This is a genomic window from Sideroxydans sp. CL21 (genome assembly GCF_902459525.1).
Taxonomy (GTDB): Bacteria; Pseudomonadota; Gammaproteobacteria; order Burkholderiales; family Gallionellaceae; genus Sideroxyarcus.
In genome coordinates this window covers 3,259,896-3,280,654 of the sequence record NZ_LR699166.1, presented here as the reverse complement: position 1 = coordinate 3,280,654, position 20,759 = coordinate 3,259,896, and the positions used below count along the sequence as shown (strand labels likewise).

22 protein-coding genes are annotated in these 20,759 nt (G+C 54.8%); 18 read left to right on the top strand and 4 right to left on the bottom strand.

Annotation, left to right across the window (positions count from 1 at the left end; genetic code table 11):
- Position 1: 1 nt before the first annotated feature.
- From QOY30_RS15605 to gpmI, 3 genes are all read right to left on the bottom strand, one after another.
- Positions 2-1,396, bottom strand: coding sequence for a S41 family peptidase (locus QOY30_RS15605; protein WP_283745543.1), 1,395 nt, complete (start codon positions 1,394-1,396; stop codon positions 2-4).
- A gap of 177 nt (positions 1,397-1,573) precedes the next feature.
- Positions 1,574-2,698 (bottom strand): murein hydrolase activator EnvC family protein, encoded by a 1,125-nt coding sequence (locus QOY30_RS15600; protein ID WP_283745542.1) that lies wholly within the window; start codon positions 2,696-2,698, stop codon positions 1,574-1,576.
- Positions 2,695-4,245 carry a 2,3-bisphosphoglycerate-independent phosphoglycerate mutase gene (gene gpmI / locus QOY30_RS15595; protein WP_283745541.1) on the bottom strand — a complete coding sequence of 517 codons (1,551 nt, stop codon included), beginning with the start codon at positions 4,243-4,245 and terminating at the stop codon, positions 2,695-2,697. Before gpmI ends, QOY30_RS15600 begins: the two co-directional genes overlap by 4 nt.
- Before the next feature lie 141 nt (positions 4,246-4,386).
- Between gpmI and QOY30_RS15590 the strand changes: the two genes are divergently transcribed.
- From QOY30_RS15590 to QOY30_RS15555, 8 genes are all read left to right on the top strand, one after another.
- The gene (locus QOY30_RS15590; protein WP_283745540.1) at positions 4,387-4,689 is read left to right on the top strand and encodes an ArsR/SmtB family transcription factor; all 303 of its coding nucleotides are present in this window, start codon (positions 4,387-4,389) and stop codon (positions 4,687-4,689) included.
- Positions 4,690-4,789: 100 nt separating this feature from the next.
- Positions 4,790-4,999: a YgaP family membrane protein gene (locus QOY30_RS15585; RefSeq protein WP_283745539.1), complete on the top strand. Its 210-nt coding sequence runs from the start codon at positions 4,790-4,792 to the stop codon at positions 4,997-4,999.
- Complete coding sequence (locus QOY30_RS15580) at positions 4,993-6,783, top strand: PglL family O-oligosaccharyltransferase (RefSeq protein WP_283745538.1); 1,791 nt, start codon at positions 4,993-4,995, stop codon at positions 6,781-6,783. Before QOY30_RS15585 ends, QOY30_RS15580 begins: the two co-directional genes overlap by 7 nt.
- Entirely contained in the window at positions 6,761-7,174 is a 414-nt protein-coding gene (locus QOY30_RS15575) for a rhodanese-like domain-containing protein (RefSeq protein WP_283745537.1), read from the top strand. Before QOY30_RS15580 ends, QOY30_RS15575 begins: the two co-directional genes overlap by 23 nt.
- Positions 7,174-7,437 (top strand): glutaredoxin 3, encoded by a 264-nt coding sequence (gene grxC, locus QOY30_RS15570; RefSeq protein ID WP_283745536.1) that lies wholly within the window; start codon positions 7,174-7,176, stop codon positions 7,435-7,437. Before QOY30_RS15575 ends, grxC begins: the two co-directional genes overlap by 1 nt.
- Before the next feature lie 10 nt (positions 7,438-7,447).
- A complete protein-coding gene (gene secB / locus QOY30_RS15565) occupies positions 7,448-7,930 on the top strand; it encodes a protein-export chaperone SecB (RefSeq protein WP_283745535.1) in 483 nt (160 codons plus the stop codon).
- A gap of 114 nt (positions 7,931-8,044) precedes the next feature.
- Positions 8,045-8,482, top strand: a complete 438-nt coding sequence (locus QOY30_RS15560; RefSeq protein WP_283745534.1) for an SH3 domain-containing protein — start codon at positions 8,045-8,047, stop codon at positions 8,480-8,482.
- Positions 8,482-9,486 carry an NAD(P)H-dependent glycerol-3-phosphate dehydrogenase gene (locus QOY30_RS15555; RefSeq protein WP_283745533.1) on the top strand — a complete coding sequence of 335 codons (1,005 nt, stop codon included), beginning with the start codon at positions 8,482-8,484 and terminating at the stop codon, positions 9,484-9,486. The genes QOY30_RS15560 and QOY30_RS15555 overlap by 1 nt, the downstream gene beginning before the upstream one ends.
- On the opposite strand, the gene trmL is transcribed toward QOY30_RS15555, so the two are convergent.
- Complete coding sequence (gene trmL / locus QOY30_RS15550) at positions 9,459-9,944, bottom strand: tRNA (uridine(34)/cytosine(34)/5-carboxymethylaminomethyluridine(34)-2'-O)-methyltransferase TrmL (protein ID WP_283745532.1); 486 nt, start codon at positions 9,942-9,944, stop codon at positions 9,459-9,461. The two genes, QOY30_RS15555 and trmL, sit on opposite strands and share 28 nt — an antisense overlap.
- Before the next feature lie 92 nt (positions 9,945-10,036).
- Here trmL and QOY30_RS15545 point away from each other — a divergent pair, with 92 nt between their 5' ends.
- From QOY30_RS15545 to QOY30_RS15500, 10 genes are all read left to right on the top strand, one after another.
- Positions 10,037-11,740, top strand: a complete 1,704-nt coding sequence (locus QOY30_RS15545; RefSeq protein WP_283745531.1) for a GspE/PulE family protein — start codon at positions 10,037-10,039, stop codon at positions 11,738-11,740.
- Positions 11,740-12,981, top strand: a complete 1,242-nt coding sequence (locus QOY30_RS15540; protein WP_283745530.1) for a type II secretion system F family protein — start codon at positions 11,740-11,742, stop codon at positions 12,979-12,981. Before QOY30_RS15545 ends, QOY30_RS15540 begins: the two co-directional genes overlap by 1 nt.
- Positions 12,978-13,586: a prepilin-type N-terminal cleavage/methylation domain-containing protein gene (locus QOY30_RS15535; protein WP_283745529.1), complete on the top strand. Its 609-nt coding sequence runs from the start codon at positions 12,978-12,980 to the stop codon at positions 13,584-13,586. The genes QOY30_RS15540 and QOY30_RS15535 overlap by 4 nt, the downstream gene beginning before the upstream one ends.
- Before the next feature lie 7 nt (positions 13,587-13,593).
- A complete protein-coding gene (locus tag QOY30_RS15530; RefSeq protein ID WP_283745528.1) occupies positions 13,594-14,217 on the top strand; it encodes a hypothetical protein in 624 nt (207 codons plus the stop codon).
- Between the two features lie 188 nt (positions 14,218-14,405).
- Positions 14,406-14,852 carry a type II secretion system protein gene (locus QOY30_RS15525; protein WP_283745527.1) on the top strand — a complete coding sequence of 149 codons (447 nt, stop codon included), beginning with the start codon at positions 14,406-14,408 and terminating at the stop codon, positions 14,850-14,852.
- Positions 14,853-14,997: 145 nt separating this feature from the next.
- Positions 14,998-15,543 carry a prepilin-type N-terminal cleavage/methylation domain-containing protein gene (locus QOY30_RS15520; protein ID WP_283745526.1) on the top strand — a complete coding sequence of 182 codons (546 nt, stop codon included), beginning with the start codon at positions 14,998-15,000 and terminating at the stop codon, positions 15,541-15,543.
- Positions 15,533-16,024: a type IV pilus modification PilV family protein gene (locus QOY30_RS15515; protein ID WP_283745525.1), complete on the top strand. Its 492-nt coding sequence runs from the start codon at positions 15,533-15,535 to the stop codon at positions 16,022-16,024. The genes QOY30_RS15520 and QOY30_RS15515 overlap by 11 nt, the downstream gene beginning before the upstream one ends.
- Complete coding sequence (locus QOY30_RS15510; RefSeq protein WP_283745524.1) at positions 16,021-16,899, top strand: PulJ/GspJ family protein; 879 nt, start codon at positions 16,021-16,023, stop codon at positions 16,897-16,899. Before QOY30_RS15515 ends, QOY30_RS15510 begins: the two co-directional genes overlap by 4 nt.
- 13 nt (positions 16,900-16,912) lie before the next feature.
- Positions 16,913-17,344, top strand: coding sequence for a hypothetical protein (locus QOY30_RS15505; protein ID WP_283745523.1), 432 nt, complete (start codon positions 16,913-16,915; stop codon positions 17,342-17,344).
- Between the two features lie 97 nt (positions 17,345-17,441).
- On the top strand, positions 17,442-20,759 hold the full coding sequence (locus tag QOY30_RS15500; RefSeq protein ID WP_283745522.1) for a LamG-like jellyroll fold domain-containing protein: 3,318 nt from the start codon (positions 17,442-17,444) through the stop codon (positions 20,757-20,759).

Here is a 20,759-nt window from a genome sequence, read left to right as displayed (position 1 = left end):
GTTACTTCCCGCGCAATATGTTCAAGCCCTTAAGCAGATTCAGGGCCTGGTTCAATTGGTAGTCGTTTTTCGCACCAAATTCGGCAACCTCGACTTTGCTGCCGTCGCCATCTTTGGCCTTGGTTTCGCTCTTGCTTGTTTTTGTTGTCGATTCACTCTTGTCCTCACCCTGGCTGTTGCTCAGGTGTTTGTCCAAATCGACCTCGCGCAGGCGGAATGCATTATCGAAACTGGCAGTCGCCGGATCTTCGACCACGATGTCGGGCACGATCCCCTTGGCCTGGATGGAACGTCCGCTGGGAGTGAAATAACGAGCAGTGGTGAGCTTGATCGCGGTATTGTTACCCAACGGCAATATTGTCTGCACCGAGCCCTTGCCGAACGATTGCGTACCCATGATGACGGCACGTTTCTGATCCTGCAGCGCACCTGCGACGGTCTCGGAAGCTGAAGCCGAGCCGCCGTTTACCAATACGACCATCGGAACCTTTTTGAATGAATCCGGTAGATCTTTCAGGTAATCGTTCCTGCTGCTGCCACGCAGGTAATTGTCAGGGTTGGCAGTAAGGTGCATTTTGGCGTCTTCCGTGCGTCCCTCGGTATAGACCACCAGCGCGTCCTTGGGCAGGAAGGCGGCGGATACCCCGACGGCGCTAGTCAGCAAGCCGCCCGGATCGTTGCGCAGGTCGAGTACTAATCCCTGGAGCGGACCGTTGTTTTGCTTCTGCAGATTATTCAACGCAGTGGCGAGGTTCTCCCCCGTATGTTCCTGGAACTGGGTGATGCGCACGAAACCATATCCCGGTTCTTCCAGTTTGGATTTCACGCTCTGCACCTTGATGACCGCGCGTGTCACGCTGATCTGCAAAGGCTTGGGTTCGTTCTTGCGCAAGATAGTGAGTACGATCACGCTTCCGGGCTTGCCACGCATGCGTTTCACCGCGTCGTTCAGGGTCAGGCCTTTTACCAGCGTGTCGTCGAGCTTGATGATGAGGTCACCGCTCTTGACTCCGGCTGTATAAGCGGGTGTGTCTTCTATCGGTGAAATTACTTTGACCAGGCCGTCTTCCATGCCGACTTCAATGCCCAGTCCCCCGAATTCGCCCTGTGTTCCGACTTGAAGTTCCTTGAAAGCATCGGCATCCAGATAGGCAGAGTGCGGGTCGAGTCCGCTCAACATGCCATTGATGGCTGACGTGATGAGAGCCTTGTCACTCACCGGTTCGACATAATCGCTCTTGATACGGCCAAACACTTCGGAGAAAGCGCGCAACTCTTCAACCGGCAGCGGCAATTCGGTATCTTTATCCGCAACGGCAGAAAAATTCAGGCTGACCAGAATACCTGCCACCAGACCGATGACCACAAGACCATATTCCTTGAAGCGACGACTCATTTGATTTTCCTTGTTAACGGATATGGTGAATATACCACCCCGGATGTTGACGCTTGTTTATGTCTGTTTCTCTCTAACTCTCTGTTGAAACAACTAGCCATTCGGCTGGACTAGCAAAAGAGCGGTGGTAGCCTAGTCGGGGGCAATCCCGCAAGCGGGAGAGAGGCAATCCGGACTTCAATGCCTGACCCATTTGCCCGGGTCGAAGGGTTTACCTTCAAATCGCAGTTCGAAGTATAAACCGGAATCTGCGTTGCCGCCGCTGCTACCCACGGTGGCGATAAGGTCGCCGCCGCGCAGACTGTCACCTACCTGCTTGTAGAGTGTTTCGTTGTTTCCGTACAGGCTCATGTAACCTTGTCCATGGTCGATGATGAGGAGATTGCCGAAGCCGCGCAACCAATCGGCATATACCACGCGACCGGGAGCCACCGCTTTGACCGGTTGGTTAGGGGAGGTGCGCAGGAACCAGCCGGTCCAGGCCATGGTGCTTTCCGGGCGCCGCGCGCCGAACCTGTTGGTCACCTTGCCTTTGACCGGCAAGGTCAGTTTTCCTTTGAGCGACTTGAATGCGACGCTGTCTGCCTGGGTGTCGGGCAAAACATGCGCGAGTTTCTCGACCAATTGCGACAGACGGCTTTCGTTGCGTTGCAAATGTCCGATCTCGCGGCGCTGTTGCTTCATCTGCTGCGATATTTTGTTCAGCATCAACTGGTGTGCATGTTTGTCCTGTTCCAGAAGCTGCCGTTGGTCGCGCTCTTCCGCTTGCAACGAGGCGATTTCGTCGCTCTTTTTGCGCGCCTGATCGGTTACCGCTTGCAACCTGGCACGGCCGTTGCGCAAGGACTGCAGGGTGGCAGCGCGGTTGCGCGCGATGTATTCGTAGTAACGCAACTCGCGTGCGACCTGGTTGGGGTCGTCGTTATTGAGCAGCAGTTTGAGGTATTCCTGTTCGCCCCCGTCCATATATTGCTGGTACAGCAAGCGTCCAAGCATGGCCTGTTGGCCTTGCAGTTCCTTGTCAATTGCCGAGGCGCGCTGCTGCAACTGCGAGAGCTCACGGTTGGCCGATTGCTGTTGCTGTGCGAGCTCGTGCAGTTTGCGGTTGCTGTTGCTGATGGCGCGTTCCGACTCGCGCAGGTTATCTGCCGCTTCGGCTTTGGATTCGTTGGATTTGTCAAAATCCTGCTGCAGGACGGAAATGCGCTTGCGCAATTTTTCCAGGTCATCCTGCTGCGAGGCTTGTGCCGCTCCTGCGAGGAGCAGCATCGCCAGCAGAGCGAAGCGAGACAATACGGTCACAGAATATGGATAAGCGACTTGCCGGTCATTTCCGGCGGTTGCGGCAGTCCCATCATCGCCAGCAAGGTCGGGGCAACATCTTGCAATGCGCCGGTTCCGGGTTCATCAATACTCGCCTTGCGCCCAATGTAAACGAAGGGAACCAGGTTGAGGGTATGGGCGGTGTGGGCTTGGTGTGTGGACAAGTCCCGCATTTGTTCGGCATTGCCGTGATCGGCGGTGATGAGCACCTCGCCGCCGCACTCCAGCATCGTCTTCACTACGCGACCTATGCAGATGTCCAGCGCTTCCACCGCCTTCACGGCCGCTTCCAGGATGCCGCTATGGCCGACCATATCGCCGTTGGCATAGTTGCACAGGATGGCCTGGTATTGCCTGCTGCGGATTGCGGCTTCGAGTTTGTCGGTGACTTCGAATGCGCTCATTTCCGGCTTCAAGTCGTAAGTGGCCACTTTGGGCGAAGGCACGAGCGTGCGGTCTTCTCCAGGGTAGGGCTGTTCCCTGCCGCCATTCATGAAGTAAGTGACATGCGCGTATTTTTCGGTTTCGGCGATACGCAGTTGTTTCAAGCCCAGATTGGAAAGATATTCGCCGATACCGTTATGGATGGAATCTGCCGTGTAAGCACAGGGCAGATGAAAATCTTCTCCGTAGCTGCTCAAGGTGGTGTAGTTCCCCAGTCTGGGGAAGCGAGTGCGGGCGAAGCCGTCGAACTTGTCGTCGGTCAGGGCACGCGTGATCTCGCGTGCACGGTCGGCGCGGAAATTCATGAACACCACTGAATCCCCGTCCTGCATTGCGGCGGATTCGCCGATGATGGTTGCCTGCACGAATTCGTCGTTCTCTCCGCGCGCATAAGCCGCATCTAGGGCAGCTTGGGGCGTGGCAAAACTGAACGACGCCTTGCCCAAAGTGAGCATGTCGTAAGCGATCTGCACGCGTTCCCAGCGATTATCGCGATCCATGGCGAAGAAGCGCCCCACGATGGTGGCAATACGTCCCGTGCCGAGTTGTGCGCATTTGTCCTGCAGTGATTGCAGGGACTGTGCTGCGCTGCGGGGCGGGGTGTCTCGTCCGTCAAGGAAGGCATGGATGAAGATTTTTTTCAGCCCGGCGCGCGCGGCCAACTCCAGCATGGCGTGTATGTGTGCCTCATGGCTATGCACCCCGCCGGGAGACAGCAGACCGAGTATGTGCAGCGCTGTTCCACGTTGTTTTGCGGAATCAACTGCTTGCACAAGTGCGGAATTGGTGTAGAAGCTCCCGTTCTCGATGGCCAGATCGACTTTGGTCAGGTCTTGGTATACCACTCGCCCGGCACCGATATTCAAATGGCCCACTTCGGAATTACCCATCTGACCGGTAGGTAATCCGACGCGCAATTCGGAAGCGTTGATCAGAGTGTGCGGATACTCACTCCATAATTTGTTCCAATTCGGTTTGCGAGCATTGGCAACGGCGTTGAAATCGGGATCCTCGCGATAACCGAAACCATCGAGGATGAGCAGAAGAACAGGAGTGATTGGTTGAGTCGATTGTGCGGTCATGCTGGCTTTTTTCTCACCAAGATATCAAAATATAAGTAGTTGCTAATTTAGTGCACCACGAGGCACCAGTGCGTCAGTGCAGAATTTTAGCCGATTTCGGGGCGAGACATGCCCCCACTTCCAAAGATGGCGGGCGAAATAATGACGAATAAACTGATCGATAAAGATGAACATATCATGGAAGCTTCGCTGGCGATCAAAGCCATCGCGCATCCGCTACGCCTGAAAATATTGTGCGTGCTTGCCGGCGATGAGTTAAGCGTTCAGGAAATCGTGGACAGCGTGGGTACGACACAGAGCAATATCTCGCAACATCTTGCAATCCTGCGCGACAAAGGCGTACTGGCCACGCGCAAAGACGCCAATCGGGTGTTCTATCGGATAGGCGATCCGCGCACACTCAAGCTGGTGGGGATGATGCGAGATGTGTTTTGTTCAACCTGAACATGGCTCAGTTCTTCTGACCGAAGTCGGCCAGACGCAGCAATAAGCCATGCCATACATGAAATTCCAGTAAAATCCCTGACCTTAAGGAGTTTTAAAAATGAACGCTGAACGCATAGTCCGTATCGTCGCAGGCAGTTTCATCCTGTTGTCATTGGCATTGGGTGTGGAAGTCAGTCCATTGTTTGTCAGTAAATATTTTTTGCTATTCACCGCTTTCGTAGGATTGAACCTGTTTCAGAGCGGTTTCACGCAGATATGTCCCTTGAATAGCATTCTTGCCCGCTTTGGTATCAAAGGCAGTTGCTAAACAAACCTTCTTCCTTTTCATTCGGCCTTGCCCGCATCAGTCTGACCTTCGTTGGTCTGATGTGGGTTTTGCCTTTTCTGTACTACAACCACGCCTATCCCATCACCACCTTCTACCAGGAGTGGGGCGCCGGTTTGCTGGGTTTGTGTGCGATGCCGCTGCTGCTGACAAGTCGTTATTGGCAAGCACCCGAAGTACCGCGCATTGTGATGTTGCCCATTGGACTGATGCTGTTGCTCATGGTGCAGTTCCTGGCCGGGCGCATCAGCTACTTCGATCACTTGATGCTTCTGGCGTTGTACTTCATGTTTGCCGCATTGCTCATTATGTTGGGGCAGCGTCTGCGGGTTGAGTTGGGATTGCCGGCATTGGCGACAGCACTGGCCGTATTTCTGCTGGCGGGAGCGGAACTGAATACGCTGGCGGGTATTTTGCAGCATTACCGTTGGAATACATTCCTGAACCCGGTCATTACTGCCAAGACCTCTCACGCAGTGTATGGCAACCTGGCACAGCCCAACCACTATGCCAATTACATCGCGTTGGGCATGATCTCGCTGGGGTTGCTGTATGCAAGGTTTTCCATGCGCATTTGGCAAGTGGCACTGCTAGCGGTCCCGATGCTGTTTGTCATGGTGTTGTCCGGGTCGCGCAGTTCCTGGCTGTATTTATTGTCCGCTGCCGGTTTGGCTTTCCTGTGGCAACGGCGAGATCAAACGCTACGACCACTGCTGTACTTCACTTTGGCACTGCTGCTGGCGTTCGGCCTGATGCACTTCGTGGTGCAAATACCCTGGCTGGAAGGTGCAACCGGAAGCGTGACAACGACGGAGCGCTTGTTCGGGGATAATGCCAGCGGCGCAATCCGATTGCACTTGTGGCGCGAGGCGGTGTTGATCTTCCTGCAATTTCCGTTGCTGGGGGCAGGTTTCGGGCAGTTTGCTTTTCAGCATTTTCAGCTCGCAGCGGAATTGCACAATACGGCCCTGACGGGCTTATACAACAATGCACACGATCTGGTGATGCAGACTGCGGCGGAAGCCGGCCTGTCGGGCGTATTGATTCTGCTGGGTACATTGGGCATGTGGTTCCGGCAATCTGTGCGCGGGGCGCAATACACTATTTATCACTGGTGGGGGTATGCGATTCTGGCTGTATTGGGTATCCATAGCCTGCTTGAATACCCGCTGTGGTACCTGTATTTCATGGGCGTGGCCGCAATCATGTTGGGTATATTCGATACGACGACCTATCGTTTGGAGTTGCGCAATGTAGGGCGCGCATCCGCCGCCGCCATGCTGGTTTTGGGCGCGCTATCGTTGACGCAGATGTTCTTGGGATATAAACGGCTGGAGAACGCACTGGTGATGAAAGGCAAGACAAGCGCCGATCGCAGTCTCGTTCCGCGCGTTCAAGACGAGTTAATGGCTGTTCACCAGTCTCCGCTGCTGGGCTCGTATGCCGACTTATTCATTGCCAGTACGATGGAGCTCAGCGCCGACCATCTGGAGCAGAAATTGGAGTTGAATGAACGCGCGCAACGTTTTATTCCGATCGCACCAGTGGTTTATCATCAGGTATCACTGCTGGCGCTATCCGATCGTGAGGCGGAAGCCAAGGCACAATTGGAACGAGCCATCTGGTCTTACCCCATGGATTACCCAACAGCACGTACTGAATTGGAAGAGTTGGCGCGCAAGGACCCCGCGCGGTTTTCCGCTCTGTTAGAATTCGCCACCCAAAAATACGAGGAGTACCAACGTGCTGCAATTCCTGCAAAATAACAGCTGGACAGTCCTGGTCGCAGTGTCCAGCGGAGCGATGCTGTTCTGGTCGTTCTTTGGCAACCGTTTGCGCGGTATCAAAGAGGTTGATCATATGGCCGCAATGCAGTTGATCAATCACAAGAACGCATTGGTTTTGGATGTGCGCGAACAAAACGAATATGATTCCGGGCATATTTTGAACAGCAAGCTTATTCCGGTGGGCAAGCTCCTGGAACGCATCGGTGAGCTGGAAAAATATCGCGAACGCCCCATCGTCGCGGTGTGCCGCAGCGGCCAGCGTTCGGCTTCCGCCTGTGCCGTACTGGGCAAGCAGGGATTTGCCCAGGTCCACAACCTGAATGGCGGTGTGATGGCCTGGCAAAAAGCCGGTCTGCCGCTGGAGAAATGATGGCCAAGATCGTCATGTATTGCACGGAAGTCTGCCCGTATTGCGTGCGCGCCGAACATCTGTTGCAGCGCAAGGGGATAAAGGATATCGAGAAGATACGCGTCGATCTCCAGCCCGAAATGCTCGAGATTATGATTCGGGAATCGGGTCGCCGTACCGTGCCGCAGATCTATATCAATGGCGAACATGTCGGAGGATACGACGACATGGCGGCACTGGATCGGGCGGGAAAACTGGATGCCATGTTGGCGAAAAATCAATGAGGAAAATGTCATGACTGAAGCAGCACAAACAAACACGCAGCCCGTCTTCAACATCGAAAAACTGTACGTGAAAGATCTGTCGCTGGAGATACCCAATGCTCCCGGTATATTTCTGGAGCGCGAAAATCCCCAGATCGATCTGCAATTGCAGACCCAGGCTGCGCCTCTCGAAGAAGGCTTGTTCGATGTCACCGTCACGGTCACGGTCACGGCAAAGCTACAGGGAAAAGACAAAGTGCTGTTCCTGATCGAGGCCAAACAGGCCGGTATATTCCAGATACGCAATTTGCCGGCGGAAGATATGGAAACGGTGCTGGCGGTTGCCTGCCCCAATATTCTTTATCCCTATTTGCGCGAAGTGGTGTCGGACGTGGCGGTACGCGGCGGATTTGCACCGGTTCTTCTCAATCCGATCAATTTCGAAGGACTCTTTCAGCAGCAAAAGCAGCAGTCACAAGCTGAAAGCCAGGCTACAGAGGCGGTCAAGCACTAACGGGCATTGCGATAGAGTCATCATTCGATAATGAAACTCGACATGCCCCTAACCCTCGCACCAACCCTCTCCCATAGGGCGAGGGAACGAACGAATCGCTGCGCGAGTTTAAGGTTGGCGAGACGCCTGGCGACAGTCCTGCTGTTGTTGGGCGTCGTCCATGCGGCCCACGCTTTTGACTTTGTTTCGGTTGCCGAGCCTGCCATCCTCTACGACGCCAATTCGCTGAAGGCGAAAAAATTGTTCGTAGCCACACGCTACCTGCCCTTGGAGCAAGTGGTTGTGCTGGACAACTGGGTCAAGGTGCGTGACAACTCGGGCAAGTTGTTCTGGATAGAAAAACGCCATCTGAGCAGCAAACGCTACGTCATGGTGACGGTTCCAACTACTACTGTGTATCGCAATCCTGACAATAATTCAGACGTGGTATTCAAGGCCACACAGCAACTCGGTCTGGAATGGCTCGGCAATACAGGTACAGGTTGGGTCAAGGTACGCCATGCGGACGGTAGCACGGGTTACCTGAAGTCCGGCGATGTGTGGGGCGACTGATGAAAATCGCAGTATTGGGTTCCGGGGCATGGGGAACGGCACTGGCAGTCAGTTTCGCCCCGCGCCACCAAGTCACCCTGTGGGCACGAGATGCGCACAGGGTAGAGGCGATGCGCAGCTCTCGCCAGAATCAACGCTATCTGCCCGATATCACCCTGCCTGCAGAACTGAAGCTTTCCGCCGATCTGGACGAGGTCCTGGCCGGTGTCGAGTTGGTTATCGTTGCCGTTCCGGTTGCGGCGCTGCGCAGCACGTTGCAACAGATTGCTAGCCGTTTCCCTCTCGCTGTTGAATTCCCTGCAGTGATTTGGGTGTGCAAAGGATTCGAGAGCGGTACTTCTCAACTTCCCCATCAGATCGTCACCGAGACATTGCCCGCCTCTTTTCCGCGCGGTGTGCTGTCCGGTCCCAGTTTCGCCCAGGAAGTGGCGCGCAGTCTGCCGACGGCCTTGACGCTGGCCTCCGGCGATGGCGAGTTCGCGCAAAGCACGGCGAAGGCGCTGCACCATTCCCGTTTGCGCATTTACTCCAGCACCGATGTGGTCGGCGTCGAGATCGGCGGAGCGATTAAGAACGTACTGGCCATCGCGGCGGGCATCTGCGACGGCATGCATATGGGCCTGAATGCACGTGCCGCCTTGCTCACCCGCGGATTGGCCGAGATGACACGGCTGGGCCTGCAAATGGGCGGTCATGCTGAAACATTGGGCGGGCTGTCCGGCGTGGGCGACCTGATACTCACCTGTACTGGCGATCTTTCACGCAACCGTCAGGTCGGCATGCTGTTGGCACAAGGCAAGTCGCTCGCGACTATCCTTGATGAGTTGGGACACGTGGCGGAAGGTGTGTACACGGCACGCGAAGTACACTGCATTGCCGCGCAACGCGGGGTTGAGATGCCGATCTGCGAGGCGGTATATCGCGTTTTGTATGAAAACCTTGCGGTGGGCAAAGCAGTCGAGGCGCTGCTGAGCCGTCAGCCCGGCAGCGAATTCATGGGCTGACTGCCGGCAAAGTTGCACTGCCGCCAAGCTTCGAACACCACCACGGCCACCGTATTAGACAGGTTCAAACTGCGGTTGTCCGGCAACATCGGCAAACGCAAGCGCCGCTCCGGCGCGATCGATTCCAATACCTCGTTTGGCAGTCCGCGGCTTTCCGGCCCGAACAAAAAGGCGTCCCCGGCTTGATACTGCACCTCGTGGTAGTGATGTACGGCCTTGGTGGTAAAGGCGAACAGGCGTGCCTGAGGCAAACTGCGCAAACAATCAGCAAGGCTGTCATGCACTTGCATTGATGCGTATTCGTGATAATCCAGGCCGGCGCGGCGCATATGCTTGTCGTCGAGCGCAAACCCCAGCGGGCGGATCAGGTGCAGGCGGACACCGGTGTTCGCACACAAACGGATGACATTGCCGGTGTTGGGCGGGATTTCTGGCTCGTACAAGATCACGTTAAACATGAAGAAAACACTCAGAAGGCTTGTCAGTACAGGGAAAAACGGCTAACTTCCGTCCCCATCAACAAGGTTTGGAAAGTCACAAGGGGGGAATTATGGCGCGTCCGGAGAAAATCCGCTTAGGCGATCTGCTGGTGCAGCAGAAACTCATTTCACTGGATCAGCTCCAGTTTGCATTGGAGCAGCAAAAGCGCAGTGGTCGCAAGCTCGGCCGCGTGCTGGTGGATAATGCTTTCGTCAGCGAAGATCAGATATCCGAAGGCATCGCCAAACAGCTCAACATCCCCTTCATCAACCTCAAGTACTACAACGTCAATCTCGAGATTGTGCGCCGCCTGCCGGAGAACCAGGCGCGGCGTTTCCGGGCGGTCGCGCTGGAAGAGCGCAACGGTGCGCTGCTGGTTGGCATGGCAGACCCGACAGATCTGTTCGCGTTTGACGAGATTGCGCGTCTGCTCAAGCGCGATATTGATGTTGCCGTCGTTACCGAAGGCCAGTTGCTGGAGACCATAGACCGTGTCTACCGCCGCACCGAAGAAATTAGCGGTTTGGCACGCGAAGTTTCGGAAGACTTGGGCGATAGCTACATCGACTTTGGTACCCTGAGCGATTCAGTCGGACTCGAAGAAGCGCCGGTGGTCAAGTTGTTGCAGACCATGTTCGACGATGCGACCCAGGTACGCGCTTCCGACATCCACATCGAGCCGCAGGAATCGCGCTTGCAAATACGCTTCCGCATCGACGGGGCATTGCACCTGCAAACGGAGACGGACAGCAAGATTGCGAATGCCCTGGCCTTGCGCCTCAAGCTGATGTCCGGCCTGGATATTTCCGAAAAGCGGTTGCCGCAAGACGGACGTTTCAACATGCGCGTTCGCGACCAGGCGATCGATGTGCGTATCTCCACCATGCCGACGCAATACGGAGAATCGGTGGTGATGCGTCTGCTCAACCAGAGCGGCAGTTTTCTGACCCTGGACAAGCTCGGCATGCCGCCGGATATGCTCAAGCGTTTCCGCGAAATTATCCAGCGTAGCAACGGTATGGTACTGGTCACCGGTCCGACCGGTAGCGGCAAGACCACCACGCTGTACGCCGGTCTGGCAGAGATCAACACCATCGACCAGAAAATCATCACCGTGGAAGACCCGGTGGAATACCGCTTGCCCGGCATCAACCAGGTACAGGTGAACGAGAAGATCGAACTGACTTTTTCGCGTGTGCTGCGCTCCGCCTTGCGCCAGGATCCGGACATTATTCTCGTCGGCGAAATGCGCGATGCCGAAACGGCACAGATCGGGATGCGCGCCGCGATGACCGGTCACCTGGTGTTGTCCACACTGCACACCCGCGACACCGCCGGTACCCTGTTCCGCCTGGTCGACATGGGCGCGCCAAAATACATGGTGGCTTCGTCGGTGCAGGCCGTGCTGGCGCAACGTTTACTGCGCCGCGTTTGCGAAAGCTGCAGCGAAAAACATATTCCTACGCCGCAAGAAGCCGAATGGCTGGAAGCGGAAGGCGTATCCCGTAACGATTGGGGCACGTTGCTGCATGGCCGAGGCTGTTCGCATTGCAACGGCACGGGGTATCACGGGCGCATGGGTGTCTACGAAATGCTGGAGATGGGGCAGGCACTGGTTGAGGCCGCCGCGCATGACGACAACTCGCACTTCATGCAAGTCGCGCGCGATCACCTGAAAGGCAAGACCCTGCTTGACGCTGCCTTGCGTGAAATGAAGCTGGGACGCACCAGCGTCTCGGAAGTCATGCGCATCAGCAACCAAGTTGAAGACTGATGCCCGTATTCGCCTACAAGGGAAGAAGCAGCCGCGGCGACCTCGTTCAGGGTTCGCTGGAAGGGGTGGATAGCGGAGTCGTCGCCGACCAGTTGTTGAAAACAGGCATTACACCGACCGACATCAAGCTGACGTCCCAGGTTGTTCGCAGTACCAGCGGTGCTCAGATAAGTCTGTGGAACAGGCTTACGATGGAGAAGAAGGTCGACACACAGGAAGTGATGTTGTTCAGTCGCCAGATGTATACCCTGCTCAAGGCGGGCGTGCCGATCATGCGCGCTCTGGCCGGACTGCAGGAATCCACGCAGAACCCCGCATTTGCCGCCATGTTGCAAGATCTGCGGGAAAGTCTGGACAGCGGACGAGAACTTTCTACCGCGTTGCGCCGCCATCCCAAGGTGTTCTCCCCGTTTTATCTGAGCATGGTGCAGGTCGGTGAAATGACCGGCATGCTGGATGTCACCTTCCTGCGGCTGTATGAGCATCTTGAGTTTGAGAAAGACATGAAAGACCGCATCAAGGCGGCTGTGCGCTATCCGATGTTCGTGGTGATTGCGATGGGCATCGCCATCGTCGTCGTCAACATCTTCGTCATTCCCGCTTTTGCCAAAGTATTTGCAGGTTTCCATGCCGAGCTGCCGCTGATGACCAGGATTTTGATGGGCTTCTCCGGCTTCATGGTGCAGTCCTGGCCGATCCTGCTGGCGTTGCTGATCGGTGCGGTGGTAGGGTTCCGTTCTTGGATTAGTACTGTGGACGGGCGCTACAAATGGGATCGCTACAAGCTCCACATCCCGATTGCGGGCAGGATCATCATGAAGGCGACATTGGCGCGTTTTGCGCGCAGTCTGGCGCTGTCGTTCAAGAGCGGCATTCCTATCGTGCAGGGTTTGAATTCGGTCGGGCTGGTGGTGGATAACGAATTCATGCGCAGCCGTGTCGAGCAGATGCGTGACGGTGTCGAGCGCGGAGAGAGCATCTTGCGCACTGCGGCGGCTACCGGTGTATTTAACCCGACCGTGTTACAGATGATTGCCGTGGGTGAAGAGACGGGTGACATGGACGGCCTGATGTTCGAGATCGCCGGCATGTACGAGCGCGAAGTGGAATACGAGATCAAAAGCCTGAGCGCGAACATCGAACCCATCATGATCGTCTTGCTCGGAGGCATGGTTCTGGTTCTCGCGCTGGGCATCTTTTTGCCGATGTGGGATTTGGGCAAAGTGGCGTTGCACAGATGAGGATGCGGGATGCAGGATATGGGATACAGGGTGATGAATACGCTCACCGATTTGGGGTGCCGCCTGATTCCCGTATCCTGCATCCTGAATCCTGCAAAGGATTTACCCTCCTCGAACTGATTGTTGTCATCAGCGTCGTCGCGATATTGGCGGGTTCATTGTTATCGCGTATACCCTATTATCAGGAACAGGCAGAAAAGACGGTCGTGGAGCAGACGGCGGGCGCGTTGCAAAGTGCATTGGTAATGCGTACCGGTTCCCTGATGACGCACGGAGCTGCGACAGAAAAAGAGTTGAATGCACTTGTTACAGGCAACCCGATAGACTTGCTACAGCAGAAACCCAAGAACTACGCAGGCGAGTTTTTTGACCCGACATCCAAGACCGTCACGCCGGGCCACTGGATGTTCGATCTGAAGTCGCATGAACTGATCTATGTACTGGATCGCAGTGATTATTTCACTCCCGGCAAAGACGGGCAGAAGTGGATACGTTTCCACGTCAAGCTTGAGTATGAATCGCCGGTAGGTGATGCCGCGGGAAGTAAAAAAGAGCTGGCCTCGACTTTATTCGAGCCTACCGAGCCTTATCGCTGGTTTGATTGAGGCACTTGTGAACCCCATCGTCGAAGCACTGTTGTTACGTTCTGCCGTCTTGTTTCTGATGCTGGGCAGCCTTGCCGGTCTCGTCGTCGGTGCGTTGCTGTTGTGGTTTCCGCAACGTTTACGAGCGGTCAGCAGTTTGCTCAATCGCTGGATATCCACCCGCCATCTGGATCAAACGTTGGATCGCGTCGTAGAGATTGACCCATGGTTCTATCGCCATCACCGCACCAGTGCCTGGCTGATTTTGCTGGCCTCCGCTTACATTATTTATTCATTTACCGTCGGCCTGAATCGAACGAACACTGTCATCGGGCTTTCCAGGTATTTCCATTTGCCGGAAGGGCTGGCTGGCGGATTGCTGGATGCAATGGTGTTGAGTGCCCTGTTGGGTGCATTGTTTTCCGCGTTCGTCAGCCTGTTTCTGTTGCTGCGCCCCAGCATGTTGCGCGACTTCGAACAAGGCGCAAACCGTTGGGTATCGCTGCGTCGCGGGTTGAAGCCATTGGAAATAGGGCGCGCAGGGGTGGATGAATATATCTTCAAATATGGCCGTCAGGCGGGCATCCTGCTGGTGCTGGGTAGTCTCTATACACTGACGTTGCTGACCTTCTGGTTCAGTCATTATCGCTGACCTTCTGTCGGTAATACTTTAACCGTTCATCCTAAGTCATTGCTGCAAGAATGATTTCGCTTGTTTTTTGAATGCAGATCAACTAGATTGGCAATATGTTCGGCAGGGTTGGGTGTTGCGGCATCAGGCTCTATGGACGGTTTGAAACAATATACGGGGCTGCGGTCCTCAATTTTTAGGAGAGAAATATGAGAAAGCAACAAGGTTTTACACTGATCGAATTGATCGTGGTGATCGTGATTCTGGGCATCTTGGCGGCAACGGCATTGCCTCGATTTATAAATGTACAAACAGATGCTCGAATCGCTTCAGTAAATGGTGTGGCAGGCGCGCTTCGTTCTGCTGTCAGTTTAGTCGAAGCAAAATATATGATAGTTGGTAGCAGCACAGCTACAACCGTAACTATGATGGATGGGACGTTAGTGACAGTTACTGCCGGCTCAGGTGTTCCAGTTGCTACCGCTGCAGGCATTGGTAATGCGATGCAGACCGGCTCTTCAGGTTTAATTGATGGCTATACTGTAAATTATTCAGGTACCGCCACTTTTTGGCCAAATAATGGTGGCTCTGCAACTTGCGGGATTTCCTACAACGGCACGACTGGTGTCGTGACTGTATCAGTAGGTACCTGTTAAGTTGGGTATGATGCAATAATTGCCTAGAAATGTACCAGGAATAATTAAACAGGGGGCTTCGGCCCCCTGTTTAATTATTCCGCAACCTTGTGCTTTGTTACACTGCAATACCGTGTGAATTGCAGGTTGTAAGGGATATTGTGACATGCTACTTAGTACTGAACAAACTGAAGGTATCAAGCAAGAGGTGGGATATCTCAGCCACGTTAAGGTAAAGATGCAGTCCTTCGATTCGGGCGAGAAAAACGAACGGGGCTTCACGCTGGTCGAATTAATCACAATTATTATCATAATTGGCATAATTGGTGTCGCCGCTATCCCGCGATTCGTTGACCGCGGCACATTCGATAGCCGGAGTTTTTATGATCAGGTAATTTCCACCTTGCGTTATGCGCAAAAGGCAGCCATTTCACAAAGACGTTTCGTCTGTGTCGTGATAGCGAATAACGCCGTCACCCTGACCTACGATGCGACTCCGCCCGGTGCGGGGCATACAGTGGCAAGTTGCCCAGGCAGTCCTTTAGCCAACCCTGCGACCGGGGTTGTGCCAGTCTCCACGTCGACGGGCGTGACGGTTACTGCGGGGACCTTCAATTTTGACGCTCTAGGAAGGCCGAGTGCACCGCAGAGCATTACGGTCAGCGGCAACGCGCCCATCACAGTGGAAGCGGAAACAGGCTATGTCCACTAATTCATTGTCTCGGACTCAGCGCGGCATCAGCCTCATCGAACTCATCATGTTCATCGTCATCATCAGCGTATCGATGGTCGGGATATTGCTCGTGATGAATCTGGTCATGGGACATAGCGCCGATCCGCTTGTTCGCAAGCAGGCATTTGCGGTCGCCGAATCGATGCTGGAAGAAATCGAGCTGCAAGCTTTGTCCGGTACAGCATGCGTAGGCACGCTGGGAGCGAATGCGGCGCGAGTCAATGTGAGTAGTGTGTGCGATTACAACGGTTACAGCACTACAAATGGTATTCGGGACTTTTCTACCAATGTGCAAGTATCCAGTTTGGGAAGCTACAACATCGCCAGTGTGGCCGTGACGCAAATCCCCACATTGGGCGGCACGCCGATCACGGCAGGTAGCGGAGTCATGATTACCGTGACAGTCGCTGACCCGACAGGGGCAACGGTAGGCGTGACAGGCTACAGGGCGGGTAAATGATGCATGCGCATCTGAAATCACAGTGCGGCTTTACCTTGGTCGAGATGATCGTGGTGATCGTCATCACCGGCATCATCGGCGGTATGGTTGCTATGTTCATCCGTGCGCCGGTGCAGGGTTATGTGGATAGCGCACGCCGAGCCGAGATGACCGACATCGCGGATACCTCGTTGCGGCGGCTGGGGCGTGATTTGCGCACGGCAGTTCCAAACAGTGTGCGTGTGCCTGCTCCGGCGGGTTCGACGTATGTCGAGTTTATGCCGACGAAGGATGGCGGGCGTTATCGGGTAAGCGCAACGGGGGGCGGCGGCGGGTGCGGCGCTGCGGGTGACGATCTTAATTTTGCTGCGGCAGATACGTGCTTCGAGATCGTCGGCTCACCAATCACTTTTGCAGCTGGTGACCAGATTGTGATCGGCAGCACGCAGTCCAGTGGCAATCCGCCCTATCAGCTTCCAACTTCGGCAACCGGCGTTCGTCGCGCTTACAACGGTGTGGTCGGAGCGGCGACTGCGGTCGTCATGACATCAACTGTTGCGTTACCTGTTTTTGCCGAACAGGACGGGCACCGTTTCGAAGTTGTGCCGAACGATCAGCAGGCAGTGACTTATGCCTGCCTGAATTTGGGTACCGATACCAATGGAGATGGAACAGGCACGCTTACCCGTTATTGGGGATACGGCTTCAACCCGATTCAAATAGCCCCTCCACTGGGTGGTTCCAACGCTATCCTTGCAGACAAGGTGAGTGCATGCAGCTTCGTTTACAACACCAGCAATGCACGCGACAGTCTGGTGGCGATTTCGCTTACCCTGACGCGTAGCGGCGAGAACGTAAGCCTCTACCACGAAATTCATGTGAACAATATACCGTGAGGAAGAAGCGAAAGTGAATCAACTTCAGCGTGGCTTCAGTCTGGTTTCCGCCATTTTCCTGCTAGTGGTGCTGGCAGTACTCGGTGCGGCGATGGTCACTTTTTCGACGACTCAAGACCAGGGCCAGGCGCTGGATGCAATGGGTTCGCGCGCTTATGAAGCGGCCAATGCGGGTATCGAATGGGCGGCGTATAACATCGCAATGAATCCCGGGGTGGCGAAGGCGGCCGCTCCGGTTTTCGTGCCGGGCACGGGTACGGCGCTCGGCGGGAAGTTGGCGCCGTTTACCGTGAATGTGGGGTACACCGCTGTCGCGCACAGCGATGCCGCAACAGCAGGTGCACTGGTTGGAAATATGTGGACATACGACATAGCTGCCAGCGCCGTGTATGGGATGCCGGGCACGACGGATTATGTTGAGCGCGTCGTCAATGCAAAGATGTAGAAATAATGGTTCCGGGAAACGCAGATGTTTAGTCTGTTTGCCGCACGAACGGAGAACTTGTCAGCGCCATCCCGATTAATCTTTGGAAAGTTGGAAAATGAGAAGAGTAAATCATTGGTTGAGGATGTTCGGTTTGATTGCGCTGACGGCCTTTGCGCAGAGCGCGCTGGCTCGAACCTGCACGGCGAAAACAGGTAATGTCAATTGGAGCAGTTCCAACAGTTGGACCGCTTGTGGCGGCAACACTCCTCAGAGTGGTGATGCGGTAATCATTCCGAATGGCAGTACGGTTACGCTAACTCAAAACAACAATGCGATTGCTAGTTTGACCATCAGTAACGGCGGCATCATCAACGACAATGGCAACAACCTGACCGTCAGCGGCAGCATTACGGTCAATGGAACGTTTGGCGTTGTAGGGGGCGGCGGCTCGCTGATTGCCAATGGTACCAATGTAGCTATATCCGGTACCGGTACTTTCGCTGATAGTGTTTTGCAAATCAACAACAGCGCGACGATTGCATCAGGCAGCACGCTTAATTTCAGCGCAGGCGGCATGATCGATGTCGGCCCCAATGCGCCGCCGCCCAATACCGTTACGCTCAATATCGCCGGGGCAATTACTGGAAGTGGGCAGCAAAATGGCAACACCATCCTGAACGGAAATGGCAACGCGAATATCACCGTTGCAGGTGGCGGTTCAATCAATGCGCCCGTGTCTGACATCACCTTGGTTGCTGGCGATGTACTGACCAACAACGGCACGGTAATATCGCAAACATTGACCACAGACTCAGGTGTGCCGTGGACACAAGGTGCCAACTCAAGCCTGACTCTGGGTAGCGCTGCAGGATTTCAGGGCACACTTTACGCATCTGCAAACGGAAATACGGTGACTTACCCGAATGGCACTGCACCGATAATCCCGTCGGGCAGCACCTACTTCAATCTTTACGGCCCGACATGCGCCCAGGTTCAATCTGCCGCACTAATCATTCTGGGTACCGGGCCATGCGGTGCGACACTGCCGTACTTGCAATACCATATGGATGAAGCGTCATGGGCGGGTACGCCCGGTGAAGTCACAGACAGTTCGGGCAATGGACTTAACGGTATGGCTGTCAACGGCGCGACTACAGCAAACACAACACCGGCTATTGCAGGGAATCCGGGCACTTGCAGCTATGGTGTATTCGATGGAATTTCAAATTATGTCGCGCTCCCCAACGCGTTTCCCAACCTGACCGCCAACTTTACTATCACCGCTTGGATGCGCACCACCGACAACACTAAAAGCGGTCAGCGTATCCTGATTGACGACCAGAACAATACGGGCGGTTACGGTTTTTCGTTGGGCGATGGCGGCACGGGCATGCTGCGTTTTTACGCACGGGGTTCTTCGCAAATTATCCTCGATACAGCCAATGTAATTAGCAACAACACTTGGTATTTTGTTGCTGCGGTAGCCGATATCAGCAATGCCAAGCGCTACATTTATGTGTACAACGCGACGGGCGGGTTCGTGACCAGTGCCAATATCAATTCGACGGGCTGGGGCACAGACAATGGTGCGGCTTCCATAGGCGGCGAAAACAACAGTTCTGCCGAGACCGGACCTTATTTTCACTTTTCCGGCAATCTCGATGAAGTGCAGGTATTTAACGGTGCGCTTACACAAGCGGCCCTGAACACTCTTGCCGTGCAAACCCATCCGTGCACAGGCGGTAGCGGTGGCGGCACGCCCAGCAGTTTCAACGCCATTGATGAAGCGTATACGCGCAGTGATGCGAATGCCCTGCAGGGTCATCTATATACCAAGTTGGCGGGCACGCCTTTTACGGTAAAAGTGGCCGCGTTGAATTCGACAGGTACAGGCATTCTGTCCGCATATGCTTCGTCAGGAAGCAAGACGGTCACAGTGAAACTGATCGATGACAGTGTCGGTACCTCCTGCAACGTTTCCGCCTCGGCGTGCTTGGCATGTAGCAAGTCGGTGGTTGCAACGCAGCCAATGATCTTTACTTCATCAGATGCCGGATTCAAGCAGTCTGCCAACTTTACTGTTCCCGCCTATTCCAATTTGATCGTGCAAATGAGCGACGGCACGACCACGGGGTGCTCAACGGATGCTTTTTCCGTGCGACCGTCCGGCTTCGCATCGGTGGCGGTAACATCTACATTGGGTATGTACAAGGCCGGCAGCGACAATATTGCGCTTGCGGCAACCACCACGCCAATTAGCGGCAATAGTGGCTATACCGGTGGTGTCCCCAAGATCAATGCTGCTTCAGTGCAGGTGGCTAGTCCTGCCACGGTGGGTACTCTGTCAGGCAGTTTCGCGGCTGCAACTGCCGGAACCTCTTCGGCTACTGCTTCGGGCAACTTTACCTATAGTGAGGTGGGAAATTTCTATTTCCAGGGACCGGACTTTACGTTAATACCTACCCGCATACCCGGCGTCTATGATGACACCTGGACCGCCATCGATAGCGGCGCCACAGCCGACTGTATCTCGGGCACGTCAGCAACGGCCTATTCAAACATCAAGGATATCAACGGTAAGTACGGTTGCAACTTTGGGATAACAGCCGATACCGGAAGTTTAGGCAGGTTCATTCCGGACCATTTCATTACCGTTGTGAATTTTTCTGCGGGCGTGCCAATGGCTTGTCCGGATAGCACGTGTCCGTTGCTTTATAACGGCATGGTTTATTCCGGACAACGGTTCAGTCTGACCGTGACTGCGCAAAATGCTGGCAACCAGACTACTCTCAATTACAGCACCGCGACTACTTTCGCTAAAACCGCTAATCTTACCGTTGTGGGCGCGCCTGGTACTACGACCGCACCAACAGGAGCAGGTACTCTGGGTGTATCAAGTGAGACGGCGTTTGTATTGGGTACGCTTACCGAAACCAACGAGAGTTATTCGTTCACTACAATACCGACCTTGCCAACCAACATTTTCATTCGTGCAAATGACGGCGAGGCAAGTTCGTTGCGGACGGTTAACCCAACTACCACCTCAATCGAAGGTGGCGTTAAGGTGGCAAGCGGACACATCAAGGTGTCCAATGCTTATGGCAGCGAGTTGCTGCCGCTGACGTTGTCAGCGACAGCGCAGTACTACACTGCGACTGGGTGGTTAAATAGCACAACCGACAGCGTCACGCCGTTGACGTTGGCGACAAGCTACCCTGTGGGAGGGGGCGCAACTGCGGTTACGCTGAATCCTGCAACCGGTATTTTGTCCGGCGGGGTGTTGACCATCACCTTGGGCAAACCAAGCGCCGGTGCGGGTATTGCGACGGTTACTCCGACAGCACCCAGTTACTTGCCGGTCATATCCGGGACTGCAACTTTTGGGGTATACAAGAACAATAACAATTACATCTACCGCCGGGAAAGCTATTGA

Excerpts from the sequence above, each read along its gene's own strand:
- QOY30_RS15605 (WP_283745543.1), bottom strand. The coding sequence starts at position 1,396 with ATGAGTCGTCGCTTCAAGGAATATGGTCTTGTGGTCATCGGTCTGGTG.
- gpmI (WP_283745541.1), bottom strand. The coding sequence starts at position 4,245 with ATGACCGCACAATCGACTCAACCAATCACTCCTGTTCTTCTGCTCATC.
- QOY30_RS15590 (WP_283745540.1), top strand. The coding sequence starts at position 4,387 with ATGACGAATAAACTGATCGATAAAGATGAACATATCATGGAAGCTTCG.
- QOY30_RS15585 (WP_283745539.1), top strand. The coding sequence starts at position 4,790 with ATGAACGCTGAACGCATAGTCCGTATCGTCGCAGGCAGTTTCATCCTG.
- grxC (WP_283745536.1), top strand. The coding sequence starts at position 7,174 with ATGGCCAAGATCGTCATGTATTGCACGGAAGTCTGCCCGTATTGCGTG.
- secB (WP_283745535.1), top strand. The coding sequence starts at position 7,448 with ATGACTGAAGCAGCACAAACAAACACGCAGCCCGTCTTCAACATCGAA.
- QOY30_RS15555 (WP_283745533.1), top strand. The coding sequence starts at position 8,482 with ATGAAAATCGCAGTATTGGGTTCCGGGGCATGGGGAACGGCACTGGCA.
- trmL (WP_283745532.1), bottom strand. The coding sequence starts at position 9,944 with ATGTTTAACGTGATCTTGTACGAGCCAGAAATCCCGCCCAACACCGGC.
- QOY30_RS15545 (WP_283745531.1), top strand. The coding sequence starts at position 10,037 with ATGGCGCGTCCGGAGAAAATCCGCTTAGGCGATCTGCTGGTGCAGCAG.
- QOY30_RS15540 (WP_283745530.1), top strand. The coding sequence starts at position 11,740 with ATGCCCGTATTCGCCTACAAGGGAAGAAGCAGCCGCGGCGACCTCGTT.
- QOY30_RS15535 (WP_283745529.1), top strand. The coding sequence starts at position 12,978 with ATGAGGATGCGGGATGCAGGATATGGGATACAGGGTGATGAATACGCT.
- QOY30_RS15525 (WP_283745527.1), top strand. The coding sequence starts at position 14,406 with ATGAGAAAGCAACAAGGTTTTACACTGATCGAATTGATCGTGGTGATC.
- QOY30_RS15520 (WP_283745526.1), top strand. The coding sequence starts at position 14,998 with ATGCTACTTAGTACTGAACAAACTGAAGGTATCAAGCAAGAGGTGGGA.
- QOY30_RS15515 (WP_283745525.1), top strand. The coding sequence starts at position 15,533 with ATGTCCACTAATTCATTGTCTCGGACTCAGCGCGGCATCAGCCTCATC.
- QOY30_RS15510 (WP_283745524.1), top strand. The coding sequence starts at position 16,021 with ATGATGCATGCGCATCTGAAATCACAGTGCGGCTTTACCTTGGTCGAG.
- QOY30_RS15500 (WP_283745522.1), top strand. The coding sequence starts at position 17,442 with ATGAGAAGAGTAAATCATTGGTTGAGGATGTTCGGTTTGATTGCGCTG.